Origin of the sequence: Paraburkholderia piptadeniae (assembly GCF_900007165.1) — a bacterium.
GTDB lineage: Bacteria > Pseudomonadota > Gammaproteobacteria > Burkholderiales > Burkholderiaceae > Paraburkholderia > Paraburkholderia piptadeniae.
Genome location: NZ_CYGY02000028.1, coordinates 24,610 through 48,465, shown reverse-complemented (window position 1 = coordinate 48,465; position 23,856 = coordinate 24,610). Strand labels below are relative to the sequence as shown.

Sequence of the window (23,856 nt, the reverse complement as noted above, 5' to 3'; positions counted from 1 at the left end):
CTTCCGATGTGCCGCGCGTCTGTCGCGCGCGTGGATGAACCGTCTGATATGTCGGTTGAATGCGTTCAAGAGCACTCAGCAACCACTGTACAACCCGTGTCGCGATACATCAATAAATAGTCGTACCAGTATGGGCCAGTGCGCGTGCTTTTTGCTTCGCATGGCCGGTCGGGTTTTCCTGCATCACAGGCCGATCAAACCCGGGCAACGCGCCGCGGCGCTGCGCGCGGCTTCGTCAACGACAATGCGCCCACGGTGGAGCACACACATGGACCGTTTCAATCCAGCCAGCAGTCCCCTCCATTTCACTGTCGTGCTGCCGTCGAGCGCGCGTCCAATGCCCGCACCCGCTGAGCGGACGGAACAGGCCACCGCGCCGCGCGCCGCGCTCGACATCGTGTATATCGAGGGATTCGTCGCGCAGACGGTGATCGGTATCGACACGGACGAACTGCACGAGCCGCAGCCCATACAGCTGGATCTGTCGATCGGCGTGCCGTCGCTGCGCGCGTGCGAGACGGATCAGATCGGCGATACGATCAATTACGCCGCCGTGCGCGCGGAGCTGCACACGCTTCTTGCAACGCACAAAGTCCAGTTGCTGGAGGCGCTGGCCGAGCGGATCGCGCAACTGCTGATCGCGAGATTCGGCGCGCACTGGGTGCGTGTGAAGTTGTGCAAGCCCGCGAAGTTCGACGACGTCGCCGCCGTCGGCGTGATCATCGAACGGCGGCGCGGCGACGGCCACGCGTAGCATGCATGCACGCGCTATGCCCGCCGGTGTCGGCGGCGGGCTGTCGACTGCACGACGGCACTTCGCCCGTCTTGATGCGCGCATGCGCGCCACTGCGCGGGTATCACCGCGCAGGCATCACTTCGACGCGGAAGGCGAGGGCTTCGCGAGCCCGCATGCCTGATAGGCCTCTTCCTGCAACGCGCGATACTTCTTGGTCTGCGCGCGCGCACGGTCGACGCGAAACTCGTTGCCGCCTTCGCCGCCGAGCGACGCGTACTTCGAGAACGTCATCTGCTCGACGTATTCGTCATAGGGGAGCGCGGCCGCGATCTTGTCGATCGCGCACGAGCACTTGTAGACGTTGGCGAAATCGTGGCCGTTGTCGTCCATGCAGCCGAGCACGTATTCGACGCGGCCTTGCGTCGGGTAGTCGTAGCCTTTGGCGGGCGCGCCGCTGCCCGAGGGACCGGCCGCCGACGCGAGTGGCGCGATGAGCGAAACACACGCGAGCGCCGCGACCGCGATGCCCGCGCGACAACATGAGGTCATATCAAAGCCTCTGCTTGAGTGTTCTGCATACATCGATATTAGCGCGCGACGCGAAGCGCGGCAGAACGTTTCCGTCCTGCCGCGCCTCGCGCACGCGACACGCCTGTCACTGCCCGTGTGCGCATCGGCGCCCTAGTTCGGCGCGAATGGGTGCGCGACGCTCGACTTCTTCGATACGACTTCGGCGGCGTTCGGTTCGCCTGCCACTGCGCGCTGGAGCGCTTCGCGCGTCGCCTTGTAGTTGAACTCCTGGATCTTCTTGTCGTCGTCGGCTTCCCAGTGGATGAAGACGCCGACGCAGATGAACAGGTCATCGGCTTCGTCCTTCGGGATCGTGCCGTCCTCGACGCAATCCGCGACGGCGAGCGCCACGGCATGCTGCGCCGGGCCGAACATCTGCACCGCCTGCTTGGCGCCCTTGATCGTTACCTTGTTGAACAACACGGTATTGGGCTTCGTCATCAGGTTGGGCGCGACGACGGCGAGCAGCGAAGTGAAGCCGTCCTTGTTGTTGGTGAGCGCGTGGCAGAAAGCAGACTCGGCGGCAGAGCCTCTCGGCCCGATCAGCAAATCGATGTGGGCCACTTCGTTGCCTTCGCCGATAAGCGACTCGCCTACCATGACGCGGTTGATCTTGGCCATGCTGTTCCTCCAGTGAATTGGGATCTGTCTACGTGGGACGAACTCGCGACGCGTGGCGCCCGCCGCGAGCTGTATGAGGGGGACGCACCGCGTTCTCGACTAACAGGAAACATGCCAATCGGCGGTTGCTTGCGTTTTGCGACCGCCCGTTTCGGGCTAGAAGTGCCCGCTCGCGAAGCGCGGCGGATCGAGCAGCGCGGCGATGAAGAGCGTCGCGACAGTCAGATCGGCGCTCGTGCCAGGATTGACGCCTTGCGCCTTCAGTTCGGCATCCCATGCATCGAGTTGCGCGACGCTCTGCGCGTCGTCCGTCGCGCGCCATCGGGCGTGACGCTGCCGTGCCTCGCGCGTGACACTTTGCGCCACTGCCGCGCCATGCTTGCGCACTATGTGCGAGTCGGGCCATGTGCCGAGGAACGTGAGAAAGACATCGAGCGTGAGCGCGGCAGGCGTCGCGCGACGCGACTTCGAGATTGCATCGAGGCCCGTGCCGAACACATCCGCGAAGCCGTTCGCGTATTGACGCGCGATGCTGTCGCGCCCGGCGGCGAGCGCCATCGCCGCGCGCAGATCGACGGTCGGCGGCGCGTGCACCGATTGTTCGGGCGCGTCGCCGAGCCCGCCCGGATTGGCGAGCGCGATCGCGCGATAGGCGGCGCGCGCGTCGTCCAACGTCAGCGCCGCGAGTACGCGTTCGACACAGCTGTGCCATTCCGATGCCTGCAACGCGACATGCTTCGAGATGCGGGCGGCTTCCAGCGCGGCAGCAAGCGGCGCGATCAGCAGCACGATGCCGAGGTTCGTGTTGCAGCCGGCAACCTGCTGCGTGCGCGTCACCGCATCGAGAATGCGCGCGCCGACGCTCGCGCCTCGCGCGAAGAGCGCGGGCGCGGCAGCTTGTGCGCTGTCGATGAACTGCGCGGCTTGCATCCCATGCCCCGCGCTGGCGATGCTGACGTTGCCCGGCTTCGCCGTTTCGACGTCGAGACGGCACGCGCGCAGAAACGCGTCGGGCGCGCGCGCGAGCGGATGATCGTCAGCGGCCTGCATGGAGCGGCAATGCAGCGGGCGCCGCCGCGCGGCTGCCCGCGAGCTTGCGGTCCAGCAGATCGTCGACGAGCGCCGCCGCGATATCGATGGGCGTCACCGATTGCAGCCCGCGCCATGCGGCGACGCCGTTTACTTCGAGCACGAGCGGCACGCCGGCTTCGTCGGGCATGGACGGATCGGGGATCAGATCGACGCCTGCGTAGTCGAGGCCGAGCGCCGCCGTCGCGCGCTCGGCGATGGCCGCATGCGTCGGATCGAGTGCGCTGGGTTCGCAGTGCGCGCCGCGCGCGACGTTGTGTATCCAGCCGCGACCGCCGACGCGCCGCATCGCGGCAACCGCGCGCCCGCCGATCACGAGCACACGCCAGTCGAAGCCCGTGCGGCTTGGGCCAACGGCGCGACTCGCTCCGGCCGCGCCGACAAACCGCTGCAGATACGCGACCTGCTGATAGCTCCGCAGCGGCGGCAGCGGCTTTAGCGTGCCGTCGCGCGCCGCGCTCGCGCCGAGCCGCCGCAGCCCCTTGCCCTGCGAGCCGAACAGCGGCTTGAGCACGACCTGGCGGTGCGCAGCCGTCTCGCGCATCAGCACGCGTTGTGCGAACGCCGCCGATTCCGTCGCCCAGGCGGCGGGCGTCGGCACGCCCGCGCGATGCAGCAGAAAGCTCGTCATCGATTTGTCGACGCTGCGCTCGATCGCGCGCGCGTCGTTATAGACGGGGATGCCGCATTCGCGCAGCGCATGCAGGATGCCGAGTCGCAGTGTCACCTGCTCGAACGTGCCGCCCGCGATGCCGCGCACGAAGACGGCGTCGGGCAACTCGCGCGCGAAGCCCGGAATCGCGAGGCCATACGGCGACCATGTCGTGTCGATCCGGCACGTGGCGAGATCGACGCAGCGCGCCTCCACGCCGCGTGCGCGAAAGGCCTTCTTGAGGCGGCCCGTGTGCCAGCCGGTTTCGTCCGTCATGATCGCGACGCGCAGACTGTTCGCCGATGGCAGATCGCTCATGGCGTCTCCGGCCCGGCAGCGTTTTCATCAGAGGATGGATCGTCGGCGCAAGCGAACGCGTCGCCTTGCCAGAGCGCTTGCAGCAAAGCGCCGTCGAGCCGCCCGCCGCGATACGTGGTGCCGCTTTCGAGGCTGCTCGCCCACACTTCGGCGGGCGCGAACAGCGACGGGTCGATCTGATAGAAGTCGTGGTTGAACGACGCGAAGATGTCGGCGAACGGCCGTCCGTAGTCGCGCGAATTCGACGACGGCAACTCGGCCGCGAGCCGCCGCGCGACGGCGTCGCGCGTCACCGTCAGATGCACGCGTCCGCCATACAGGATCGCGTCGTTCGTGCGGCCCATCGCGGCGAGGCCGTCGGGCGCGGGCGGCGGCAGCGGCGCCGTGCCGCTCGCTTCGACGATCTCAGCGAGCGGCACGCCGAGCACATGCGTCTTGTGCAGCGCGACTTCGACGACGCGCGCGACGATCTGCACCGTGCCTGCGACAGAGTGTGTCGGCGTGACGATCACGGTCAGCCTGTCGGGCGCGAGGCCGCAATCGTTGACGATCTTCTCCAGCACCGCTTGCGGCGGAGGCTGGCCGACCTCCATCACGAGCACGCCCGCGTCGTGGCGATCGCGATAGCCGAGCTCGTCGAAGAGCGTCTCCTTGCCCGCGAGCGCGCGCGCCGGACCGGAGCCGAGCGAGAAGAACTTCTTGCCGTTGTTCTGCTCTTTGGTCGCTGACAGGCTCCAGCCCGCGTACTGGCTGCCGAGGCACGCGAGCACGGGCGACGACGTGTGCACTTCGATCGTCGCGGGCCAGAGCGGCTCGAGCTCGGTGCTCACGCGCGTCTCGACGCGGCCGAGACCGCCCATGCAGATGCGCGCGATCAGCACGCCCGCTTCGGTGCAGCCAGGCGTCGCTACGCCCGCGTCGACGATGGTCGGCCCGAACGCATGACGCGACGACGCGATGCGCAGCCGCGCCGCGTCGGCGAGAAGCTGCGCGACGAGCTGTGCGGCGCAAGCGTTGACGCTGGGCGCATCGTGGGCGATGGGCGGTGCGTTGCCCGTATTGCCGTGGGGTTCAGCCATGTGAGTCGACAGGTTCATGGGCAGGCTCGAGGCAGGTTTCGATGTGTTGCAGGAGACGCTGCGTATGGCGTTGCAGCTCGCGTTGCAGCGCGGCGCGCGAATCGCCTGTGACGAGCACGGTGCATACCGGCTGCCCCGCTTCGATCCGCGTGCCCGCGTTCGGGATGTCGTGACAGACGGGATCGACGTACAAGGTGTCGCTGAAGCGGCGCGTGGCCGTGAACGCTGCGGGCGCGAACACGACCTGTTGCGCGACGCGGCATGAAGGCGCATTCATCGGCGCATTCATCCGGGAGTCGGGCAGGCGATCGTGCAGGCACGCGTCGATATGCGCGGCAAGCAGACCGCGCGGCCACGCGATGCGCGATGAGCGTTCGTACAGCGCCATCGTCGACGAAGGCCGCGCGTTGACTTCGAGCACGCTGACGCTATCGCCGTCGAGCAGGAAATCGATGCTGTGGAGTCCGCGCAGATTCGCGCGCGACGCAATCGAGCGCACGGCGAAGCCGATCTGTTCCGTCACGCGCGCGGGCAGATCGACCGGCCCGAGCGAACCCGCGTGCACATAGGGCAACGCGCCGCTCGGAACGCAAAGCTGCTCCGCATAGCCGATGATCGACGCTTCGCGCCGCGCGGCGAGAAAGAGCGCCGACATCGAAGCCCCCGCGCTCTGCCGCTGGAAGTAGCCGGAGGAACGGGCGTCTGCGTTTGCATCTGTGTCCGCGTTTGCATTTGCGTTTGCCGCAGCGCGGATATGCGTGCCGCCGCAGCCGTCGGCCAGCTTGTGCAGCCAGCCTTCGGGATGCTTGGGCCGCTCGAACGCCACGTCGGGATGCGCGATGCCCAGCTCGTCGAGCAGCGCGAAGAAGCGGCACGGCTCGCGCACGGCGGCTGTCGCGTCGGGATCGTTGCCGATCATCCGGGGCAGTTGCGCCGCGTGTTGCACGAAGTCGATATGCGGCTCGAGCCCGCTGCCCGTCACGAAGCCGAGCAGGCGCGGCAAGCGCGCGACGCGCTCGAGCGCGGCCCGCAACTTGCCGCGATCGATCGACAAGCCCTGTCCGCCGATATCGATCCACAGCTTCGAATAAAGGCGCGTGTCGCGGTCTCCGAACAGATCGAGCGCAACCACCTGATAACCCGCATGCGCCGCCGACTGCGCCAGCATGCGGCCCGACAGCCCCGCCACGGCGACGAACGGCGCGTCCCCGCTGGGCCGCGCGCGCGGCTCGGCGAAGTGGCCGGCCGTCGCATACATCGTGGACATCCCATCCTCCCGCTGCGCGCTAGCTGCGCTCTGCGACGACGGCACGCGCTTCGTCGAACGCTTCCGTGAAGCCCAGATAGGCGGCCTTGCCGGCCGTGCGCATCCGCGTGAACAGGCGATGCTCGACCTGATACTTCACGTTGCCGATCGCAAGCGCGCCGATGCCGATCGCGTCCGGCCGCGCCGCGCCCGCGAGCGGCTTGCCGTCGTCCATCACGTTCACACCCGCGATGCCTTCGGGCGGCACCGCGTTCACGTCGGCGGCGACGACGAGGCGCTGCGCATGCGCGAGATCGGCGGCGCTCACGACCTGCACGCCCGCCGTCGCCGTTGCGAATACGATGTCGGCGTGCGCGAGCGCGGCATGCAGCGTATCGGGCGTGCCCGTGCCGACGCCAGTCGTCCGGATGCCGAAGCGTTCGTCGACGTCCTGGCTCGCGCGTTCGGCGCGGGCCGCATCAGAATGGCTCGCGATGGTGACATGCGCGCCGAGCGTCGCCGCGATGGCCGCCGTGATCCGTCCAACCGCGCCCGTGCCGCCGAGTATCAGCACCTGCTTGTCCTTCAGTTCGTCGCCGTACTGCGCTTTCAGATGACATTCGACGAGCGCGACGAGCGCCGCCGACGTCGTATATGCGCCGCTCGGATCGGCGAACACGGAGACTTCGAACGGCGGCACCATCGCTTCGCGCGCGCGGTCGAGCATGTCGGCGGCGAGCATCACGTCGCGTCCGCCGATGAAGATGCCCGTGCGCGACACGCCTTTCGGGCCGCGCGAGAAGATCGCGTCCTGCGTCAGCTGCACGACGTTGCGCACGTCGACCTCGCAGTACGGCACGAGAATCTCGTAACCGGCATCGGCGGCCATGTTGACGTCGAACGGGCTCATCTGCGGCGTCGGCGTGAACATGTGCAGGATGTAGGGCCTTTCAGTAGTTGTGGACATGGCATGGGCTCATTGGGGGTAGTCGGTAGCGGGGGCGTGCGCGACCCGTCGGGCCGCGCGGATTCGATCCGGCGGCGGGCGCGGCGATTCGCGATGATCGGGCTGAGTAGAACTGGTTCGGGCACATCGGCGGCTCATCGGGCGGCTCATCGGGCGTCGACGCCGAAATGCGGCTGCTGGACGGCATAGAAGCGCGCGCCGTGATTGCGCCCGCGCGTGACCGAGCAGACGATGCCCGGAAACGCACGCGTGGCCGCGCGCGCGGCGGCGAGCGCCTCGTCGGCGCGCTGTGCGCTCTGCACGAACGCGAAGCCCGTCGGTCCCCACGAGCTTTGTCCGATGCCCGCCGTCTGGTTTGCGTCGATCGCATGGAGCGCGGCCGCGACAGCGCGGCTCGAATACACGCCGCCCTGCACGGGCGCGAAGTACTCGCCGATCGACTGCTGGATCGCGCTGACGCCCGCCGCGAACGAATCGAAATCGCCTTGCGCCATGCCGGGCAGCACGCGCATCAGCAACTGGTGGCACACGTGCGCGGCGAGTTCCTGCGGGAACGGCGGCAAGGCGGCGAGGCCGCGCCGCTCATCTTCGCCGTGCAGGCCTTCGCGAGTGGTGTCGTCGATCAGCACGATGCGCCAGTCGTCGGGAAAGGGCTGGCGCGCGAGCAGTGGCGGCAGCATCGCCGCGCGGGCCGCAGGCGATCCGGCATGTGCGCCGCTGCGGGATGTCGCGCGGCCTGGGCCGCCATCGACGATCAGCCCGCCGTGATCGAAACCGAGCACGCCGATGCCGGAGCGCGCGCCGCGTCCGAGCCGCTGCGCGAGTTCCGCGCTCGTCGCGTCGATGCCCGCGAGACGCGCATACGCCGTGGCGACCGCGAGCGCGAGCTGCGTGCCCGAGCCGATTCCGCAATGGGCGCGCGCGGCTTGCTCCACCTGGATGGAAACGGGCGGCCCGCCGTATGCGTCGTGCAGCAGCGCGAGATAGCGTTCGATACGCTCGCGCTGCGCGGGTGTGGGCTCGCCTTCGATCAGCCGGTCGTCGGCGTGCCGCGCGGTGACGCGCGTGCAGCATCCTTCGATCACGACGCCGACGCTGCCGAACGCGCGCCCGAGCGATGCGCCCGGATCGAGAAAGCCCATGTGCAGGCGGCCGGGCGCTTCGACGGTGATCGCGGAGAGGGCTGGCAAGGCCGACGTGCGTTCGGATGACATCCGCATGCGAAGGCTTCCTTGTCGAATGGGGTGTGCGTGGGGCGGCCAGGCGAGCCGGGACGTTCCCATCGTCAGGCAAGAGCCGTACCACTGGCGATAGGGCGCGGATCGGCGCGGGCCTCGACGCCTCCCGGCGGCGCTGCGCGGGGGTTCTTGACGACATTGCGCGCGGCAGACGACGCGCTCGCGGCGACATCGCGTGTCGAATGCGATACAGCCCTGACACAGCCGCGACACAGCCTCGATACAGGAAGCCGCGACACAGCCGTGACACAGCCGCAGCGCAGCGCCGATCGCGGCACGGCGTGTCACGCGCGGCTCGCCGCGAAACGGCAGCGTCGCGCTTCACGCGCACGAGCGGCCGCAGGACCGCGCGCGCTTTTCTCGTCGCGTCGACGCTTCAGCTCTTCGGCGCGTCGTACTTGATATAGCGGAAACGCTGATCGTCCGACGGCGTGCCTTCGAGCGGGCCGCCTTCCTTGCCCGGCTGCCACTGGATCACTTCCTCGATCTTACGGGCGAGCGCGAAGTCCTTGTCCGTGATGCCCTTTGCCGTGTGCGTCTTCAGCTTCACGATGACGAACGCATACGACACCGTCAGATCCGGGTGATGCCACGCGGCCTCGGCGAGGTGGCCGACCGCGTTGACCACCATCAGCGTGCCTTTCCAGCTTTCCGTGCGGTACTTGCGCCGCAGCCAGCCGTCTTCCATATACCAGTGCTGCAACGGGCCTTCGAGCCTCTTCTGGATTTCCTCGTCGGAATACACCTGTTCGCTTTGCGTCATGGCGGGCCTCCGCTCGTGTCATGTGATGGATGTCGCATATGGAAGCTTAGTGCCGATGGCGATTCAGTGCCGGCTCCTGTTTCGAGCGCAAAGCCGCTTTGCAATCCGCTGACAGGCGTAACGCCGGGCCGTCGATTGTTTGCGTATCTGACACAGTATGTCTCGCGCTCGCTTGAGAAGCGGAACACGTTGACGCCGCAGCGCCGCGTGGCGGCGTGCGATAGCGACCGGCATGGAATATGCGATCCGCCGTCATACGCATGAGTCGGGCAATGGACCTGGCCCAGCACAAGGCGTTACCTGCATCCAGAGGCGCGGCTGGAGCGACCCGGTAGCGTGTCAACGGTAACTGGACGGTTTAACCAGTACATCATTCTGGAGGAGACATGAACGTACGCACCCTGGTTCTCGGACTGGCGGTGTTCGTTGCGACGGCGCTGAACTCGTTCCTGGCCTATGCCGATCCGCAACTGGACTCGCTGCTCAAGAACCCCTCGAATTGGGCGTCGCAGGCTGGTGACTATGCGAATCACCGGTACAGCCCGCTCAAGCAGATCAACGAAAGCAATGTCGGCAAACTCCAGGTCGCCTGGACGATGTCGACGGGTGTGCTGCGCGGTCACGAAGGCTCGCCTCTCGTGATCGGCGACACGATGTATATCCACTCGCCGTTCCCCAACAAGGTCATCGCGGTCAGCCTGAAGGACCAGACCTTCCTGTGGCAGTACGAGCCGAAGCAGGATACGGCCGTGATCTCCGTGATGTGCTGCGATACCGTCAACCGCGGGCTCGCATACGGCGACGGCAAGATCTTCCTGCAACAGGCGGATACGACGCTCGTCGCGCTGAACGCGAAGACGGGCGAAGTCGTCTGGAAAGCGCAAAACGGCAATCCGAAGGCGGGTGAAACCAACACCAACGCGCCGCATGTATTCGGCGACAAGGTGCTGACGGGCATCTCCGGCGGCGAGTTCGGCGTGCGCGGGCGTCTGATCGCCTACGACATCAAGACGGGCAAGCAGGCATGGATCGCCTACAGCACGGGCCCCGACAACGAGATGCTGCTCGATCCGCAGCAGACGATGACCTGGGCCGAAGGCAAGCTGCAGCCGGTGGGCGCGGACTCGTCGATCAAGAGCTGGAAGGGCGATCAGTGGAAGCTCGGCGGCGGCACCACATGGGGCTGGTACGCGTGGGACCCGAAGCTGAATCTGGTCTACTACGGCACGGGCAATCCGGGCACGTGGAATCCGACGCAGCGCCCCGGCGACAACAAGTGGTCCATGTCGATCTTCGCGCGCGACCTGAACACGGGCAAGGCGAAGTGGGTCTATCAGATGACGCCGCACGACGAGTGGGACTATGACGGCGTCAACGAAATGATCCTTGCGGACATCGCCGTGAACGGCAAGAAGACGCCCGCGATCGTGCACTTCGACCGCAACGGCTTCGGCTATACGCTGAACCGCGAATCGGGCGAGCTGCTGGTTGCGCAGAAGTACGACCCGGCCGTGAACTGGGCGGATAGCGTCGACCTGAAGAGCGGTCTTCCCATCCGCAACGCAACCTATTCGACGCAGAAAGCGGGCCCCGATCACAACGTGAAGGGCATCTGCCCGGCCGCGCTGGGTTCGAAGGACGAGCAGCCGGCGGCATTCGATCCGTCGTCGAGTCTGTTCCTCGTGCCGACGAATCACGTGTGCATGGACTATGAGCCGTTCGACGTCGATTACGTGTCGGGACAACCCTATGTCGGCGCAACGCTGTCGATGTATCCAGGTCCTAACGAAAAGGGCGCGATGGGCAATTTCATCGCGTGGGATGCGTCGAAGGGCAAGATCGTCTGGTCGAAGCCGGAACGGTTCTCGGTGTGGTCGGGCGCGCTGGCGACGGCGGGCGGCATCGTCTTCTACGGCACGCTGGAAGGCTACATCAAGGCAGTTCGGATCAAGGACGGCAAGGAGCTGTGGAAGTTCAAGACGCCGTCGGGAATCATCGGCAACGTGTTCACGTATCAGTTTCAGGGCAAGCAGTACATCGGCGTGTACTCGGGCATCGGCGGCTGGGCGGGCATCGGCATGGCAGCCGGCTTGCAGAAGTCGACGGAAGGCCTGGGCGCTGTCGGTGGCTACCGTGAACTGGCGAAGTACACGGCGCTCGGCGGCACGCTGTTCGTGTTCGCGATTCCGGGCGAAAAGGGCTGACCCCCAAGGTGGTTTCGCAGCAGCAGTTTCGCAGCAGCAGTGACGTAGCCGAAGACGCCGGTATGCGGTCTTCGGCTACGGTGAAGACTTGAAGCGGCTCCGGCCGGCGCGTCGAAGCAGACGCGCCGCACGGCAGCCACTTTGCAGTCGAAGAGCAGGTTCAATCGAAAACACGCAACGTCTTTGCGTGAGACCAGAGTAAGGGAGACGAACGCATGAAAGGCCGCGTTATGCTGTCGCTTGCAGGTACATTGCTGGGATTGGGCGCATTACCTGTCGTTATCACCAATAGCTGGGGGCAGTCGTCGGGCGCGCCACAGGTCCAGCAGGTCGCTTACAAGGTCGTCGATGGCGACAAGGTCGACAACAATACATTGCTGGGCTGGAAGACATGGCGTGCGCTTGCCTGTGAGCGCTGTCATGGCGCCAAGCAGGAGGGCCTCGTGGGCCCGTCGCTGATCGACGCGTTCAAGACGCTCGACAAGAACGAATTTCACCGTACCGTATTCGGCGGACGTGTCGACAAGGGCATGCCCGACTTCAGTTCGAGCTCGATGATGCAGAAGAACTGGGAAAACCTCTACGCGTACCTGAAGGGCCGCTCCGACGGCAAGATCAAACCGGGCGATCTGCAGGCGATCGATACAAAATGAGCTACATGGCGTCACGTGATTCTGCGTGACGCGCTTACGTGAGTGACCGTATGCCGTGCATCGCATGACGCAAACCCGGGAGACCTCCATGTACGATCGCAGACGTTTAGCCGTCCATGTTGCCTGTGCCATGCTGACGCTGTGCTGGGCCTGCATCGGCGGGCCATCCGCTCGCGCGCAGGGCGCGCCCGCGCCGAACCTGCCGAACAACGACGGCGCCGACAACGTGTTGCGCGTGTGCGCCGATCCGAACAACATGCCGCTCTCGAACGAGAAGGGCGAGGGCTTCGAGAACAAGATCGCGGCTGCGATGGCCAAGGACTTCGGCTACAAGCTCGAATACACATATTTTCCGCAGCGCATGGGCTTCGTGCGGCATACGCTGCGCGAGAAGCTGCCCAACACCGAGCAGTTCAGATGCGACCTCGTGATCGGCGTGCCGCACGGCTACGACATGACGGCGACCACGCGTCCCTGGCTGCACTCGACGTATGCGATGGTGTTCCAGAAACGCCCCGAGTTCGCGAACATCAACACGCCAACTGATCTGCTAAAGCTGCCACCCGATCAGCTGAAGAAACTCAAGCTCGGCATCTTCACGCAGACGCCGGCCGTCGACTGGTTGTTGTCGAACAACCTGATCGACCAGGCCGTGTCGTATCGCGCGCAAAGCGGCGACCCGAACGAGTTTCCCGGCGAGATGATCCAGCGCGATCTGGCGCAGGGCAAAGTCGACGTGGTGTTCGTCTGGGGGCCGATTGCGGGCTATTTCGCGAAGCAGGCGAGCGATCGCGTGAAGCTCGTGCCGTTCCCGCCGCAGCCGGGCATCCGCTTCGACTATGAAATCTCGATGGGCGTGCGCAACGGTGAGAAGGCATGGCACGACAAGATCGACCAGTGGATCGCGACGCATCAAGGCAACATCGACCAGATTCTGACCAGCTACGACGTGCCGCTACTGCCGCTGGCGAGCGCGCCCGTCGCAACGGACTCGCCGAAATGACGCGCAAGACGGCGGGATGTGCACGCGGGCTGGCGCGCGCGTTTGTCGTGCGCGGCGTCGTCGCGATGGCGGCCGTCGCGGCGCCGCTGGGTGTATCGGTGGCCGTGTCGATGGCTATGTCGCAGGCCGCGCTTGCCGACGATGCTACGCCCATCGCGCCCGCCGAAAAGCTGCTGTTTCTCACGCCGCATCTGCATGGCCTCGCGTCGCAGACGGAGCTTGACTATTCGCTCGTCGTATCGGCGCCGCCCGAGAAGTCGACGGACCGGGTTCGCGTGCTCGTCGCGAGCGACGACAACGCGAAGAGCGACGCGACCGTCACCGATGCGAAGGGCAAGGCGACGTTGCCCGGCAATCTGCCGTGCAACCCGATCATTCTGTATTTTCTCGAACGCGACATCGCGGAGATGGAGCAGTTGACGGGCGGACAGCGCCGCTATTTCCAGCAGCGCGTCCGGCTCGCGCTCGCGGCGGGGCCGCCCATCACGGATGTGACTGCGCAGGTGGACGGAAAGCCGGTGAAGGCGCGCAAGATCGTGATTCAACCGTATCTGCACGATCCGAACGCGGAGCGCTTTCCGAAGTACACGAGCAAGCGCTACACGTTCATCCTCGCCGATGGCGTGCCTGGCGGCGTGTCGTTGCTGCTCACCGAGGTGCCCGGCGACAACGGCGATTTCGCGCATCCCGTCAAGACGGAATCGGTGAGCTACGAGACGTCGGTGCGCAAGCTGTCGCCGCCCGCGCACGGCGCGCCTTCGACGCCGAAGCCATCCTCCAACGCGCCGCGTGCGAGCCGCTGATTTTCGCTGAATATTGGATGGACGCTGCGTGAGATGACGGGCGGCGTGCTCGCTGCCCGTCGAAACGCGTTTGGGAAAACGCATCATGAATCTGATCCGCTCGCTGACGCTCAGGCAACTGCAGATCTTCGTGATCGCAAGCCGACTGCCGAGCTTCGCGCGCGCGGCGGAAGAATTGCATCTGACGCAGCCCGCCGTGTCGATGCAGATCCGGCAACTGGAAGAGGCGATCGGCATGCCGCTCTTCGAGCGCATTGCGCGGCGGCTGACGCTGACAGAAGCGGGCGAGCGTCTGTCGCATCACGCGAGCCGCATTCTCGGCGAGATCAAGGACGCCGAAGACACGATGTCCTCGCTCGCGCAAGCCGATAGCGGCACGATCGCGGTGAGTATCGTGAGTTCCGCGACCTACTTCGCGCCGAAGCTGCTGGCGCTGTATTCGAAGCAGTTTCCGAAGGTCGACGTGCATTTTTCCGTCGGCAACCGCGAGACGCTGCTGAGGCTGTTGCAGGACAACGCAACCGATCTCGCGATCATGGGCCGCCCGCCGCCGGAACTGGGCACGACGGCCGAGCCGCTTGCGTACCATCCGCATGTGATCATCGCGCCCGTTACGCATCCGTTGCGTAACGCGCGCCGCTTCGATCTGCAGGAGCTGGCGGGCGATACGTTTTTGCTGCGCGAGCCGGGTTCGGGCACGCGGGCCGTCACCGAGCATACGTTCCGGCAGCATCTGTTCACACCGGCGCGCTGCGTGACGCTCGGCAGCAACGAAACGATCAAGCAGGCTGTGATGGCGGGCATGGGCGTGAGCCTCATCTCGCTGCATACGCTCGCGCTCGAACTGCGCACCGGCGAGATCGCGCTGCTCGACGTGAACGGGACGCCCGTCGAGCGCACGTGGCAGATCGTGCATCTGAGCTCGAAGCAGTTGTCGCCGACGTGCGTGATGTTTCGGCGCTTTCTGCTCGAACACGCGGAGCCGTTTCTCGAGCAGGAGTATGCGAAGTTGATGCAGCCGCTGTCGTCGGCGACCGCGCGGCGCGGGCGCAGTGCGAAGCGGGAGGAGAAGGTGGAGCGGGGGTGAGGGGCGGGCGCGGCGTCGACCGCGTGGGCGCAAGATTGATGGGCAAGCGAAGCCGGTCAGGCTTGCACTGGAGCATCATTGATCGTCGGCGGCCGAGCGGGAACGGCCGCCGTTAGGCGGCCCCTGAATCACACCGCACTACGTGTGTGTCGCCGTGCGTCCCGTTGCCGTGCGCTTGCCGCGATTGACATGCTGGCCGATGTGAGTTTGCGAGTGAATGCTCGCGCGATCGGCGGCGCGGTCTTGTCCCATGTCGCGGTCGGCCGCGACGTGACTGTTGGTATTGGCGAGTCCTTTCGCGCTCATATGGCTCGCCGACATGCCGCCCGCGTGGCCCATCCCGGCTCCGACGCCTGCGCCGTGGCCTCCGCCATTGCCGCCACCGTTTCCACCGCCATTGCCTCCGCCGTTACCGCCACCATTGCCTCCGCCCTGCGCAAAAGCAGGCGCGGACGCGCAGGCCAGGAAAATCACCGCAGCGGCGACGGCCGTTTTCGATCGAATCATTGCTGTCTCCCTGATGCCGTTTTCGGATGCAACGGATTGTATGAGCGGCCGTCCCGCAAAGGTGTGGCGAATGTGTAATCGTCTGTAAATGCTGTTTCGAGGGTGGTGTGCGGCCGGCGGAGTGTCTTGCAATAGCGAATCGCTGGCTTACGGATCGTTGCAATGTGGTGGCGCGGTCTACGATTGATTCCGTACACATGAGCGATCTGATAAAAGTCTCGATGTAAAGGATAGACATCCTCATCGCACTTATTTTGACGCGCGCTCCACCACCCTTCACCCTCTCGCTGTGCCGACCGTACCCCCAGCCTCGCTCTCTCGCTTCGGCCGCCGCACTGCACGCAGTTTCCCGCTATCGCCACCGCCACAGAAAAACCGGTCAGCGCCATCGGACTCGAGCCCCGACACCATCACCCCTTGCGGCAACTCGACCATTTCGAGCACTTCGCCCGTGCGCGGATCGACGTGCCGCAAGTCGCTCTCGTCGCCTTCCCACGTGCCGTGCCACAGTTCGCCATCGACCCACGTCACGCCCGTGACGAAGCGGTTCGATTCGATGGTGCGAAGAATCGCTCCTGTCTGAGGATCGACCTGATGGATCTTCCGCTCGCGATACTGCCCGACCCACAGCGATCCCTCCGCCCATGCGAGCCCCGAGTTGCTGCCGGCGGGCGCGGGGATCGTCGCGAGCACGCGGCCCGTTTGCGGATCGACCTTCTGGATGCGGTCGTCGGCGATCTGGAACAGGTGCAGGCCGTCGAATGCCGTTCCCGCGTCCGCGTCCACGCCGATCGAGCGCGTCGTCTGTCCGCTTGCGGGGTCCAGCGCCTGCAGCGTGTCGCCGGTGGCGAACCAGACGTTCTGGCCGTCATATGTGACGCCATGCACGCTGTCGATGCCCGGAAAGGGTCCATATTCACGCACGATTTCAGCGGCTGATCGATTCATGCTGTCATCCTGGTCGGTGAAGAAGTGGTCGGTGAAGAGTCGAGCCTCTCATGCTAGTCGATGGGCAGCGGCGTGGGGAGTAACAACGCCGTCGCGAATCCGGGCATCGGCGGCGTCATCCAGCGGCGGGCGCGTCCGCGCCCGAACGACTGCACCTTGCCGGCTGCCGCAAGGGAATCGAGCGCGCGCTGCACCGTGCGTTGGCTCGCGCCGAGCGCGAGCGCGAGTGCCGAGCTCGACCACGATTCGCCATCGGCGAGAAAGGCGAGCAACGCCGCGTGTTCTTCTTCGACGGGCCGCGCCAGCACGACGACTTCGGGCGCGCGCCGCGGCACGAGAGCAAAGCCGCGTCGCGTCGCCGTCACGTCGGCGAGCGCGCCGAGCATCGCGCGAAGCCGTCCCATCTCGACACGCAGGCGCGCGCGATGCGACTCGTCGGCGTGCTTCATCCGGAATGCGCGCGCGATGAGCGTGTCGCGCGGCACGTCGCCGGGCCACGCTTCGGCGAGCACGCGAGCGAGATTGAACAGCACGGGACGCGTCGCGAGCGCGACGACGCTGCCCGCGTCGCGCACGACGTTCCTGCATGCATCGACGACGAGCGCCTTCGACGCCATCAGCGCTTCCACTTCGTCGAGCAGCAGGAGCCGCTCTTCGCCATTCGCAATCAGACGCGCTGCGGGCGAGTCCAGCAGACGCGCCGCGCTTTCGACTTCGGCCGTGAGCCCCGGAATGCCCGCGTGACGCGCGGCGCGCCCGGCGCGGACGAGCGCGGCACGTGCCGTCTTCGTGCGCAGCCGGCGCATCGCGATGCCGGCCACGATCAGCTCGTGCGCGGCGCTCGACGCGGGCGGGAAGGGCGCGGGATCGAATCCGTCGAGCAGGCGCTCGGCCTCGTCGAGACGGCCGATCAGCAGCAAGCGCCTGACTTCGAGATACCGCGCATGTGCTGCGTTGAGATGATCGCCGTGCGCTTCGAGCGTGGCGCGCGCGGCGTCGAGCGACTTCGCGGGCCAACCGAGGTCGCGCGAAGCGAGCGCAATTTCGGCCTCGGCGACGATGCATCGCGCGCGGGCGACGGCCTCTTTGGGACCGAAGGCGCGCGCCGCGCTTCGCACCAGCGCCTTCGCGCGAACGAGATCGCCGAGCTGCGCCATCGCGATGCCGCGCAGCGCGAGCGCGGGTGCGTCGTCGCGCAACGCGACGCGGTTCAGCGCACCGAGGGGATCACCTGCCGCGAGCGCGCGCGCCGCAGCGGCGATGAGTGAGTCCATCCGAATCCCGTCACATTTGTCACTCCCATCCATCCGATGGGCGGTCCTAATCTAGCACACGTCGATTCACGAAAACGGCGCATCGGCGACCCATCGCCCGGCGCACGACATTCAACGGAGGAACCCACGATGACCACTCATGCGAAAGGAACACGCGAGCAATGGCTGGCGGCACGGCTCGAACTGCTGGAGGCGGAAAAGGCGCTGACGCGGCGCAGCGACGAGCTGGCGCGGCAACGTCAGGCGCTGCCCTGGGTCCGCGTCGACAAGGCGTACACGTTCGAGACGGATGACGGAAGTGCCACGCTCGCGGACCTGTTCAAAGGACGCTCGCAGCTGCTCGTCTATCACTTCATGTTCGGGCCGGACTATACGGCGGGCTGCCCGTCGTGCTCGTCGATCGCAGACGGCTTCAACGGCTTCGCCGTCCATCTGGCGAATCACGATGTGATGCTGACGGCCGTCTCCCGTGCGCCGCTCGTCAAGCTTCAGGCATACAGGAAGCGGATGGGCTGGACGTTTCCGTGGGCGTCGGCGAGCGGCAGCGACTTCAACTTCGACTTCAACGTGTCGTTCACCGAAGAGCAGCAGCGCACAGGCGCCGTCGAATACAACTTCGAGCGCGGCGGGCACGCAATGGACGTGGAGCCTGCGCCCGAACCCGTCGTCCAGTTCGCGGCCACATGCGGCACCGATGCGCCGACCTACTCGCGAGACCGGCCCGGCATGAGCGCGTTCGTCATCGAGGACGGCGTCGTGTATCACACGTATTCGACGTATGCGCGCGGTCTCGACGGTCTGTGGGGCGTGTACCAGTGGCTCGATCGCGCGCCGAGGGGGCGCAACGAGCAGGGCATCTGGTGGCGCCGTCACGACGAATACGCGCAGCGCTGAGGTTGATCGTGGACGCCATCGGCGCTGCCACCGGGCGCGACGTTTCGAGGCGTGCGGCTGCGTCGCGGACTTCGCGGCGCTCCTCGCAGTGGACCTTCTTTGCCATCGTTGCACTCGTCTTCGCCGTCTGCGCGGCATCGACGATCGTCTGGAGCACGTCGATGTCGTCAATGGGCGAAATGCCGATGCCCGGCGGCTGGACCCTGTCGATGACTTGGGTCCCCATGTGCGGGCAGAAATGGCCGCGCGCCGCGGCGTCGTTCGTCGGCATGTGGCTCGTGATGATGATCGCGATGATGCTGCCGTCTCTCGCGCCCGTGCTGTGGCGTTATCACGAGGCGGTCGGCCTGACAGACGAAAGGAATGGAACGGACGGTAGACGCGTCGCGCCGTTGACGGCGCTCGTGAGTGTCGGCTACTTCTTCGTGTGGACCGTGGCGGGCGTCGCCGTGTTTGCGCTGGGTGCAGCGACGACTGCGCTCGCGCTGCACTTCGCGACGCTCGCGCACGCGATTCCCGCCGCGGCGGGCGTGGCCGTGCTCGTTGCAGGCGTCGTGCAGTTCAGTGCGTGGAAGGCCCGCTATCTTGCGTGCTGCCGTTGTACGACCATGAGCGGCCGCGCGCGATCAACGCATGCTCGCGCGGCCTGGCTGCATGGCCTTCGCCTCGGCGTGCACTGCTGCTATTGCTGCGCCGGTCTGACGGCTGTGCTGTTGATCGACGGCATCATGGATCTATACGCAATGGCCTTCGTGACGGCAGCCATCACCGCCGAACGTCTTGCACGTGCGGGCGAGCGCGTTGCGCGAGCGACTGGCGTCGTTGTTATGGTGATGGGTGTGACGATGCTCGTGCGCGCATTCGCATTCGGTTGATCCGGCTTATCGCTTGCACAAAAGAAGGCCGGCATGCGCACAACGCGTTGCCGGCCTTCATAGGTCAGATCGATTTCACTTCTCCGCCGTCCATCCGCAGCGTCGTGCCCGTCATCCACCGCGCGCCCGGCGAAACGATGAACGCCATCAGTTCGGCGATTTCCTCCGGTGTGCCATACCGCGCGATGCCCGCCTCCATTGGAAACTTCGCCGTCGCTTCTTCGACGCTCATCTCGTGCAGCGGCGCCCAATGCTCGAGATACGAGCGGCGGCGTCCCGTCATCACGGGTCCGGGCAGCACGCTGTTGACCTGCACGCCGTCGGCGATGCCGCGATCCGAAAACGCTTTAGCGAGCGCGACAATCGCCGCGTTGATCGTGCCGACGGCTGCATACGGGGCCTTCGGAAAGAGCGCCGAATTGCCGGACATCATTACGACGGACCCCGCCGTTTCCTTCAGCGACGGCCACGCCGCGACAGTCAGACGCCGCGCGCCATGCAGCTTCAACGCGAGGCCGCGATCCCATTCGTCATCGGTCATGTCGAACACGTCGATCTGCGGCACGGCGCCCGCGATATTCAGCAACGCGTCGATTCGTTCGAACGACGCAAGCGTTGCGTCGACAACCTGTCGACCCGTTTCGGGTAACGACAGATCGACGTCGATGGCGAGCGCTTTCGCACCTACCTGTCTGACGGCGCCCGCCGTTTGCTCCAGATTCTCGCGGTTGCGCGCAACGAGCACGATCGCGTCGAAGTCGCGCGCGAGCCTGATCGCCGTCGAACGGCCGATGCCCTGGCTCGCACCCGTGACGATCGCTATTTTGCTGGACATATCGGTCTCCTGGTTTCGTCGATCGTCGCGCGTCAGTGGACGACGACCATCTTGCCGCCCGCTTCGTTCGCCTCCATCACGCGGTGCGCTTCGCGAATCTCGTCGAAACCGAACACGCGCGACGGCTTCGCGCTGAGACGGCCCGCCGCGACATCGGCGGCGATCGCTTGCAGCGGTACGTCGGACAGCGGAAAGCCCGGCGTGCCGAACATGAAGCTGCCGAAAAATGTGAGGTGCACGCCGCTCGACATCTGCAACAGCGGATTGAAGTCTGCGATGGGCGCGAGGCCGCCGAGCCAGCCCGCGAGGCACGCACGGCCGCCTCGCCGTAACATCGCGAGCGAATCGAGAATCGTGCTGTTGCCGACGAGATCGAGCACGGCGTCGATTTGCTTTGCTTCGCCGATGCGCTTCGACAGATCGGGGCCTTCGAGTTCGACGCGCGACGCGCCCAGCTTTTCGAGCATCGCGAAGCGCGCCGGATTGCGCGTCGTCGCGATCACTTTCACACCCGCGTTCACGGCGAGCTTGACTGCCGCCTGTCCAAACGACGACGTCGCGCCGCGAATCACCAGCGTCTGTCCGTTGCTGATTTCGAGGTTGCGGAACAGGCACGTCCATGCCGTCGCATACGTTTCGGGAATCGCCGCGAGCTCGGCCCACGGCAGATCGGATTCGATCAGCGCGACGTTGGAGACGGGCGCGCGCGTGTATTGCGCGTAGCTTCCATTGATCGTGCGGCCGAGGCCGCCCATCAACGCGGCCACCTTCGCGCCGACGGGAAACTCGCCGCCCGGACACGACTTGACGATGCCCACGCATTCGATGCCGCTGACTTTCGCGGCTTCGGCCCACTCGCCGCGCCGCATATGCATTTCGGCGTGGTTGATGCCGAACGCCTTGATTTCGATGACGACGTGGCCCTCCAGCGGCTCCGGTTCCGGCAGTTCCGTATAGACGAGGCTATCGAGGCCGCCGAATTTTTCGAGCACGATTGCACGCATGAAGCTTCTCCTAAGGTAGTTGCAGCGTCGGTCGACGCAATGCGATGAAGCGGACGGCGAGTCCGCAAATCAGCAAATCAGCGAATCAGGAATTCGGAAATGGCCGCTGCGATTTCATCCGCATGCGTTTCGAGCGCGAAGTGGCCGGTATCGAAGAAGCGCACGTCCGCGCCGGGCATCTCGCGCTTGAACGCTTCGGCGCCGGCGGACAGGAAGAACGGATCGTTCTTGCCCCACACGGCGAGGAACGGCGGCTGATGCGTGCGGAAGTACTGCTGGAACGCCGGATACAGCGCAACGTTGCTTCGATAGTCGCCGAACAGGTCCAGCTGGACTTCATGCGCGCCGGGACGGCTCATGTAGTAGTCGTCGAGCGAGTAGCCATCGGGCGAAACCGACGTGGTGTCGGGCACGCCATGCGTGTATTGCCAGACGGTCGTCTCTTTCGTGAGCAGCGCGCGCAGCGCGTTGCGATTCGCTTGCGACGGGTCCTGCCAGTACGCGCGAATCGGATTCCAGCCGTCGCTCAGGCCTTCGACATATGCGTTGCCGTTTTGCGAAACGATCGCCGTGATCCGCTCGGGGTGCTTGAGCGCGAGACGGAAGCCCGTCGGTGCGCCGTAATCGAAGACGTACACCGCGTAGCGGTCGAAACCGATCACTTCCGTGAAGCGGTCGATCACATTGGCGATGTTGTCGAACGTGTACGCGAAAGCGCCGCGCTCGGGCATGTCCGACTGGCCGAATCCCGGCAGATCCGGCGCAACGATATGGAAGCGCTCCGCGAGTAACGGAATCAGGTCGCGAAACATGTGGCTCGAACTCGGAAAGCCGTGCAGCAGCAACAGCTTCGGCGCGCCGGCGCGGCCGGCTTCCCGAAAGAACACGTTGAAGCCGTCAACGTCGGCGTGGCGATGGGCAATCGTGGGCATGGCGTTTCTCCGTAAAGGCTGGGGTTTCTACCGACTCCGGACCGAGGTTTTTGCCTCGTTTCGTGCAACCGTCGTGTAACCGTTAAATCGACGTTATACAGGTTACGAAGTGATGGTGTAACTTGTCAAGAAGATTTTTAACGGTTACGATGGGGTCATCGTCAACACACGATCGACACGCAAATGGATTACCGCCTCATACCGGCGATGTTCGTGGCCGATGCGCCCGGCCTTGATTTCCTGAACTCGGTTGCGACACCCGTCGATGAGCCCGTCGACTGGATCAGCGACGGCGAGGGTCTGCTCGGCTGGCTCGAACAGGCGGGCATGATTCCGGGCGATGTGCTGGCGGCGATGCGCGCGCAGTCGACGCCTGCGGAACTCGACGAGGTCGCCGCGAAGGCGCGCAGTCTGCGCGAATGGTTCAGGGGATACGTGCAGAAGAGAAAAGGGCGCGCGCTCGCCGTCAAGGACTTGCGCGAACTGGAGCCGCTCAACCAGTTGCTCGCGCGCGACGAACAGCACGGCCAGATCGTCGCGAACGGGCCGGACGGAGCAACGGCCCTGACGTTTCGCATGACGCGCAAATGGCAATCGGCGGAGTCGTTACTGATGCCGATCGCGGAAGCACTCGCGCGGCTCGTCAGCGAAGAGGACTTCACGCACGTGAAAGCGTGCGAAGGACCCAAATGCACGCTGCTCTTCGCCGATCACACACGCGGCCATGCGCGCCGCTGGTGCAGCATGGCGGTCTGCGGCAATCGCGCAAAGGTGGCGGCGCATCGGGCGCGATTGAAGGAAGCGAAGGGTTAAAGCCTGCGGGTTAAAGCCCGGATGAAAACGTTCACGTTTATCTGGAGGACATGGCATGGACCACATCAAAGCGATTGCATTCGACCTCTACGGCACGCTGTTCGACGTTCACTCCGTTTCCAGCCGATGCGACGAGCAGTTTCCCGGGCGCGGGCAGGAGATCAGCAACGTATGGCGGCAGAAGCAGCTCGAATACACGTGGCTGCGCAGCCTGATGAACCGCTATATCCCGTTCGAGCACGTGACGGAAGAAGCGTTGCGCTATACGAGCCGGCATCTCGGGCTCGCGCTGGATGACAACACGTGCCGCTCGCTGTCCGATGCGTATCTCAGTCTGCAACCGTTCGCGGAGGTGCCCGACGCGTTGCGCGAACTACGACAGCGCGGCCTGAAGCTGGCGATCCTGTCGAACGGCTCTCAGCATTCGATCGGCGCGGTGGTCGGCCATGCAGGGCTGCGCAACAGCTTCGATCATCTGCTGAGCGTCGATCCCGTGCGCGTGTACAAGCCGGACAATCGCGTGTATGAACTGGCGGAGCAGGCGTTCGGGCTGAACCGCACGGAGATCCTGTTCGTGTCGTCGAATGCGTGGGATGCGACGGGCGCGCGTTATTTCGGCTTTCCGACGGCATGGATCAACCGGGGCGGCAAGATCTTCGAAGAAATGGGCCAGAAGCCGGACTGGGAAGTGAACGGGCTCGATGCGCTGGTGAAGCTGTTCGGCGCGGCGGAATAACACAACAGC

Annotated in this window: 25 protein-coding genes; 10 read left to right on the top strand and 15 right to left on the bottom strand. The window is 65.5% G+C overall.

What is annotated here, in order from left to right; translation table 11 throughout:
- Positions 1 to 268 precede the first annotated feature (268 nt).
- Positions 269 to 754, top strand: coding sequence for a dihydroneopterin aldolase (locus BN2476_RS14605; RefSeq protein WP_087734890.1), 486 nt, complete (start codon positions 269 to 271; stop codon positions 752 to 754).
- Positions 755 to 871: 117 nt separating this feature from the next.
- Here the strand turns inward: BN2476_RS14605 and BN2476_RS14600 are convergent, their stop codons facing one another.
- The 9 genes from BN2476_RS14600 to BN2476_RS14560 all read right to left on the bottom strand — a co-directional run bounded on the left by BN2476_RS14600 (position 872) and on the right by BN2476_RS14560 (position 9,279).
- A complete protein-coding gene (locus BN2476_RS14600; RefSeq protein WP_087734889.1) occupies positions 872 to 1,285 on the bottom strand; it encodes a hypothetical protein in 414 nt (137 codons plus the stop codon).
- A 132-nt stretch (positions 1,286 to 1,417) separates the two neighbouring features.
- Positions 1,418 to 1,927 carry a formaldehyde-activating enzyme gene (gene fae, locus BN2476_RS14595; protein ID WP_087734888.1) on the bottom strand — a complete coding sequence of 170 codons (510 nt, stop codon included), beginning with the start codon at positions 1,925 to 1,927 and terminating at the stop codon, positions 1,418 to 1,420.
- A gap of 156 nt (positions 1,928 to 2,083) precedes the next feature.
- Positions 2,084 to 2,977 carry a triphosphoribosyl-dephospho-CoA synthase gene (locus BN2476_RS14590; protein WP_087734887.1) on the bottom strand — a complete coding sequence of 298 codons (894 nt, stop codon included), beginning with the start codon at positions 2,975 to 2,977 and terminating at the stop codon, positions 2,084 to 2,086.
- Positions 2,964 to 3,986: an ATP-grasp domain-containing protein gene (locus BN2476_RS14585; RefSeq protein WP_087734886.1), complete on the bottom strand. Its 1,023-nt coding sequence runs from the start codon at positions 3,984 to 3,986 to the stop codon at positions 2,964 to 2,966. Before BN2476_RS14585 ends, BN2476_RS14590 begins: the two co-directional genes overlap by 14 nt.
- Positions 3,983 to 5,083, bottom strand: coding sequence for a methenyltetrahydromethanopterin cyclohydrolase (gene mch, locus BN2476_RS14580; RefSeq protein WP_087734885.1), 1,101 nt, complete (start codon positions 5,081 to 5,083; stop codon positions 3,983 to 3,985). The genes BN2476_RS14585 and mch overlap by 4 nt, the downstream gene beginning before the upstream one ends.
- Complete coding sequence (locus BN2476_RS14575) at positions 5,058 to 6,323, bottom strand: ATP-grasp domain-containing protein (RefSeq protein ID WP_087734903.1); 1,266 nt, start codon at positions 6,321 to 6,323, stop codon at positions 5,058 to 5,060. The genes mch and BN2476_RS14575 overlap by 26 nt, the downstream gene beginning before the upstream one ends.
- Before the next feature lie 28 nt (positions 6,324 to 6,351).
- A complete protein-coding gene (locus BN2476_RS14570) occupies positions 6,352 to 7,278 on the bottom strand; it encodes an NAD(P)-dependent methylenetetrahydromethanopterin dehydrogenase (protein WP_087734884.1) in 927 nt (308 codons plus the stop codon).
- Positions 7,279 to 7,424: 146 nt separating this feature from the next.
- Complete coding sequence (locus tag BN2476_RS14565; RefSeq protein WP_087734883.1) at positions 7,425 to 8,498, bottom strand: beta-ribofuranosylaminobenzene 5'-phosphate synthase family protein; 1,074 nt, start codon at positions 8,496 to 8,498, stop codon at positions 7,425 to 7,427.
- Positions 8,499 to 8,892: 394 nt separating this feature from the next.
- A complete protein-coding gene (locus tag BN2476_RS14560; RefSeq protein ID WP_087734882.1) occupies positions 8,893 to 9,279 on the bottom strand; it encodes a 4a-hydroxytetrahydrobiopterin dehydratase in 387 nt (128 codons plus the stop codon).
- A 386-nt stretch (positions 9,280 to 9,665) separates the two neighbouring features.
- Here BN2476_RS14560 and BN2476_RS14555 point away from each other — a divergent pair, with 386 nt between their 5' ends.
- The 5 genes from BN2476_RS14555 to BN2476_RS14535 all read left to right on the top strand — a co-directional run bounded on the left by BN2476_RS14555 (position 9,666) and on the right by BN2476_RS14535 (position 15,029).
- Positions 9,666 to 11,483: a methanol/ethanol family PQQ-dependent dehydrogenase gene (locus tag BN2476_RS14555; protein ID WP_087734881.1), complete on the top strand. Its 1,818-nt coding sequence runs from the start codon at positions 9,666 to 9,668 to the stop codon at positions 11,481 to 11,483.
- Positions 11,484 to 11,698: 215 nt separating this feature from the next.
- A complete protein-coding gene (locus BN2476_RS14550; RefSeq protein WP_087734880.1) occupies positions 11,699 to 12,136 on the top strand; it encodes a c-type cytochrome in 438 nt (145 codons plus the stop codon).
- Positions 12,137 to 12,224: 88 nt separating this feature from the next.
- Complete coding sequence (locus BN2476_RS14545) at positions 12,225 to 13,139, top strand: substrate-binding domain-containing protein (RefSeq protein ID WP_087734879.1); 915 nt, start codon at positions 12,225 to 12,227, stop codon at positions 13,137 to 13,139.
- Positions 13,136 to 13,942, top strand: coding sequence for a hypothetical protein (locus tag BN2476_RS14540; protein WP_087734878.1), 807 nt, complete (start codon positions 13,136 to 13,138; stop codon positions 13,940 to 13,942). The genes BN2476_RS14545 and BN2476_RS14540 overlap by 4 nt, the downstream gene beginning before the upstream one ends.
- 85 nt (positions 13,943 to 14,027) lie before the next feature.
- Complete coding sequence (locus tag BN2476_RS14535) at positions 14,028 to 15,029, top strand: LysR family transcriptional regulator (protein WP_087734877.1); 1,002 nt, start codon at positions 14,028 to 14,030, stop codon at positions 15,027 to 15,029.
- 138 nt (positions 15,030 to 15,167) lie between these two features.
- Here BN2476_RS14535 and BN2476_RS47440 read toward each other — a convergent pair whose 3' ends face one another.
- The 3 genes from BN2476_RS47440 to BN2476_RS14520 all read right to left on the bottom strand — a co-directional run bounded on the left by BN2476_RS47440 (position 15,168) and on the right by BN2476_RS14520 (position 17,758).
- Positions 15,168 to 15,536, bottom strand: coding sequence for a hypothetical protein (locus tag BN2476_RS47440; protein WP_087734876.1), 369 nt, complete (start codon positions 15,534 to 15,536; stop codon positions 15,168 to 15,170).
- Between the two features lie 276 nt (positions 15,537 to 15,812).
- Positions 15,813 to 16,484 carry a Vgb family protein gene (locus BN2476_RS14525; RefSeq protein WP_087734875.1) on the bottom strand — a complete coding sequence of 224 codons (672 nt, stop codon included), beginning with the start codon at positions 16,482 to 16,484 and terminating at the stop codon, positions 15,813 to 15,815.
- Positions 16,485 to 16,537: 53 nt separating this feature from the next.
- Positions 16,538 to 17,758, bottom strand: a complete 1,221-nt coding sequence (locus BN2476_RS14520) for a helix-turn-helix domain-containing protein (RefSeq protein WP_087734874.1) — start codon at positions 17,756 to 17,758, stop codon at positions 16,538 to 16,540.
- A gap of 129 nt (positions 17,759 to 17,887) precedes the next feature.
- Here BN2476_RS14520 and BN2476_RS14515 point away from each other — a divergent pair, with 129 nt between their 5' ends.
- A complete protein-coding gene (locus tag BN2476_RS14515; protein ID WP_087734873.1) occupies positions 17,888 to 18,652 on the top strand; it encodes a DUF899 domain-containing protein in 765 nt (254 codons plus the stop codon).
- An 8-nt stretch (positions 18,653 to 18,660) separates the two neighbouring features.
- On the top strand, positions 18,661 to 19,527 hold the full coding sequence (locus BN2476_RS14510; RefSeq protein ID WP_087734902.1) for a DUF2182 domain-containing protein: 867 nt from the start codon (positions 18,661 to 18,663) through the stop codon (positions 19,525 to 19,527).
- A gap of 64 nt (positions 19,528 to 19,591) precedes the next feature.
- On the opposite strand, the gene BN2476_RS14505 is transcribed toward BN2476_RS14510, so the two are convergent.
- From BN2476_RS14505 to BN2476_RS14495, 3 genes are all read right to left on the bottom strand, one after another.
- The gene (locus tag BN2476_RS14505; RefSeq protein ID WP_087734872.1) at positions 19,592 to 20,362 is read right to left on the bottom strand and encodes an SDR family oxidoreductase; all 771 of its coding nucleotides are present in this window, start codon (positions 20,360 to 20,362) and stop codon (positions 19,592 to 19,594) included.
- A 32-nt stretch (positions 20,363 to 20,394) separates the two neighbouring features.
- On the bottom strand, positions 20,395 to 21,366 hold the full coding sequence (locus BN2476_RS14500; protein WP_087734871.1) for a zinc-binding alcohol dehydrogenase family protein: 972 nt from the start codon (positions 21,364 to 21,366) through the stop codon (positions 20,395 to 20,397).
- Between the two features lie 77 nt (positions 21,367 to 21,443).
- A complete protein-coding gene (locus BN2476_RS14495; protein WP_087734870.1) occupies positions 21,444 to 22,298 on the bottom strand; it encodes an alpha/beta fold hydrolase in 855 nt (284 codons plus the stop codon).
- Positions 22,299 to 22,481: 183 nt separating this feature from the next.
- Here BN2476_RS14495 and BN2476_RS14490 point away from each other — a divergent pair, with 183 nt between their 5' ends.
- A complete protein-coding gene (locus BN2476_RS14490; RefSeq protein WP_087734869.1) occupies positions 22,482 to 23,111 on the top strand; it encodes a CGNR zinc finger domain-containing protein in 630 nt (209 codons plus the stop codon).
- Between the two features lie 55 nt (positions 23,112 to 23,166).
- Positions 23,167 to 23,847 (top strand): haloacid dehalogenase type II, encoded by a 681-nt coding sequence (locus tag BN2476_RS14485; protein ID WP_087734868.1) that lies wholly within the window; start codon positions 23,167 to 23,169, stop codon positions 23,845 to 23,847.
- The last annotated feature ends 9 nt before the right edge of the window (positions 23,848 to 23,856 follow it).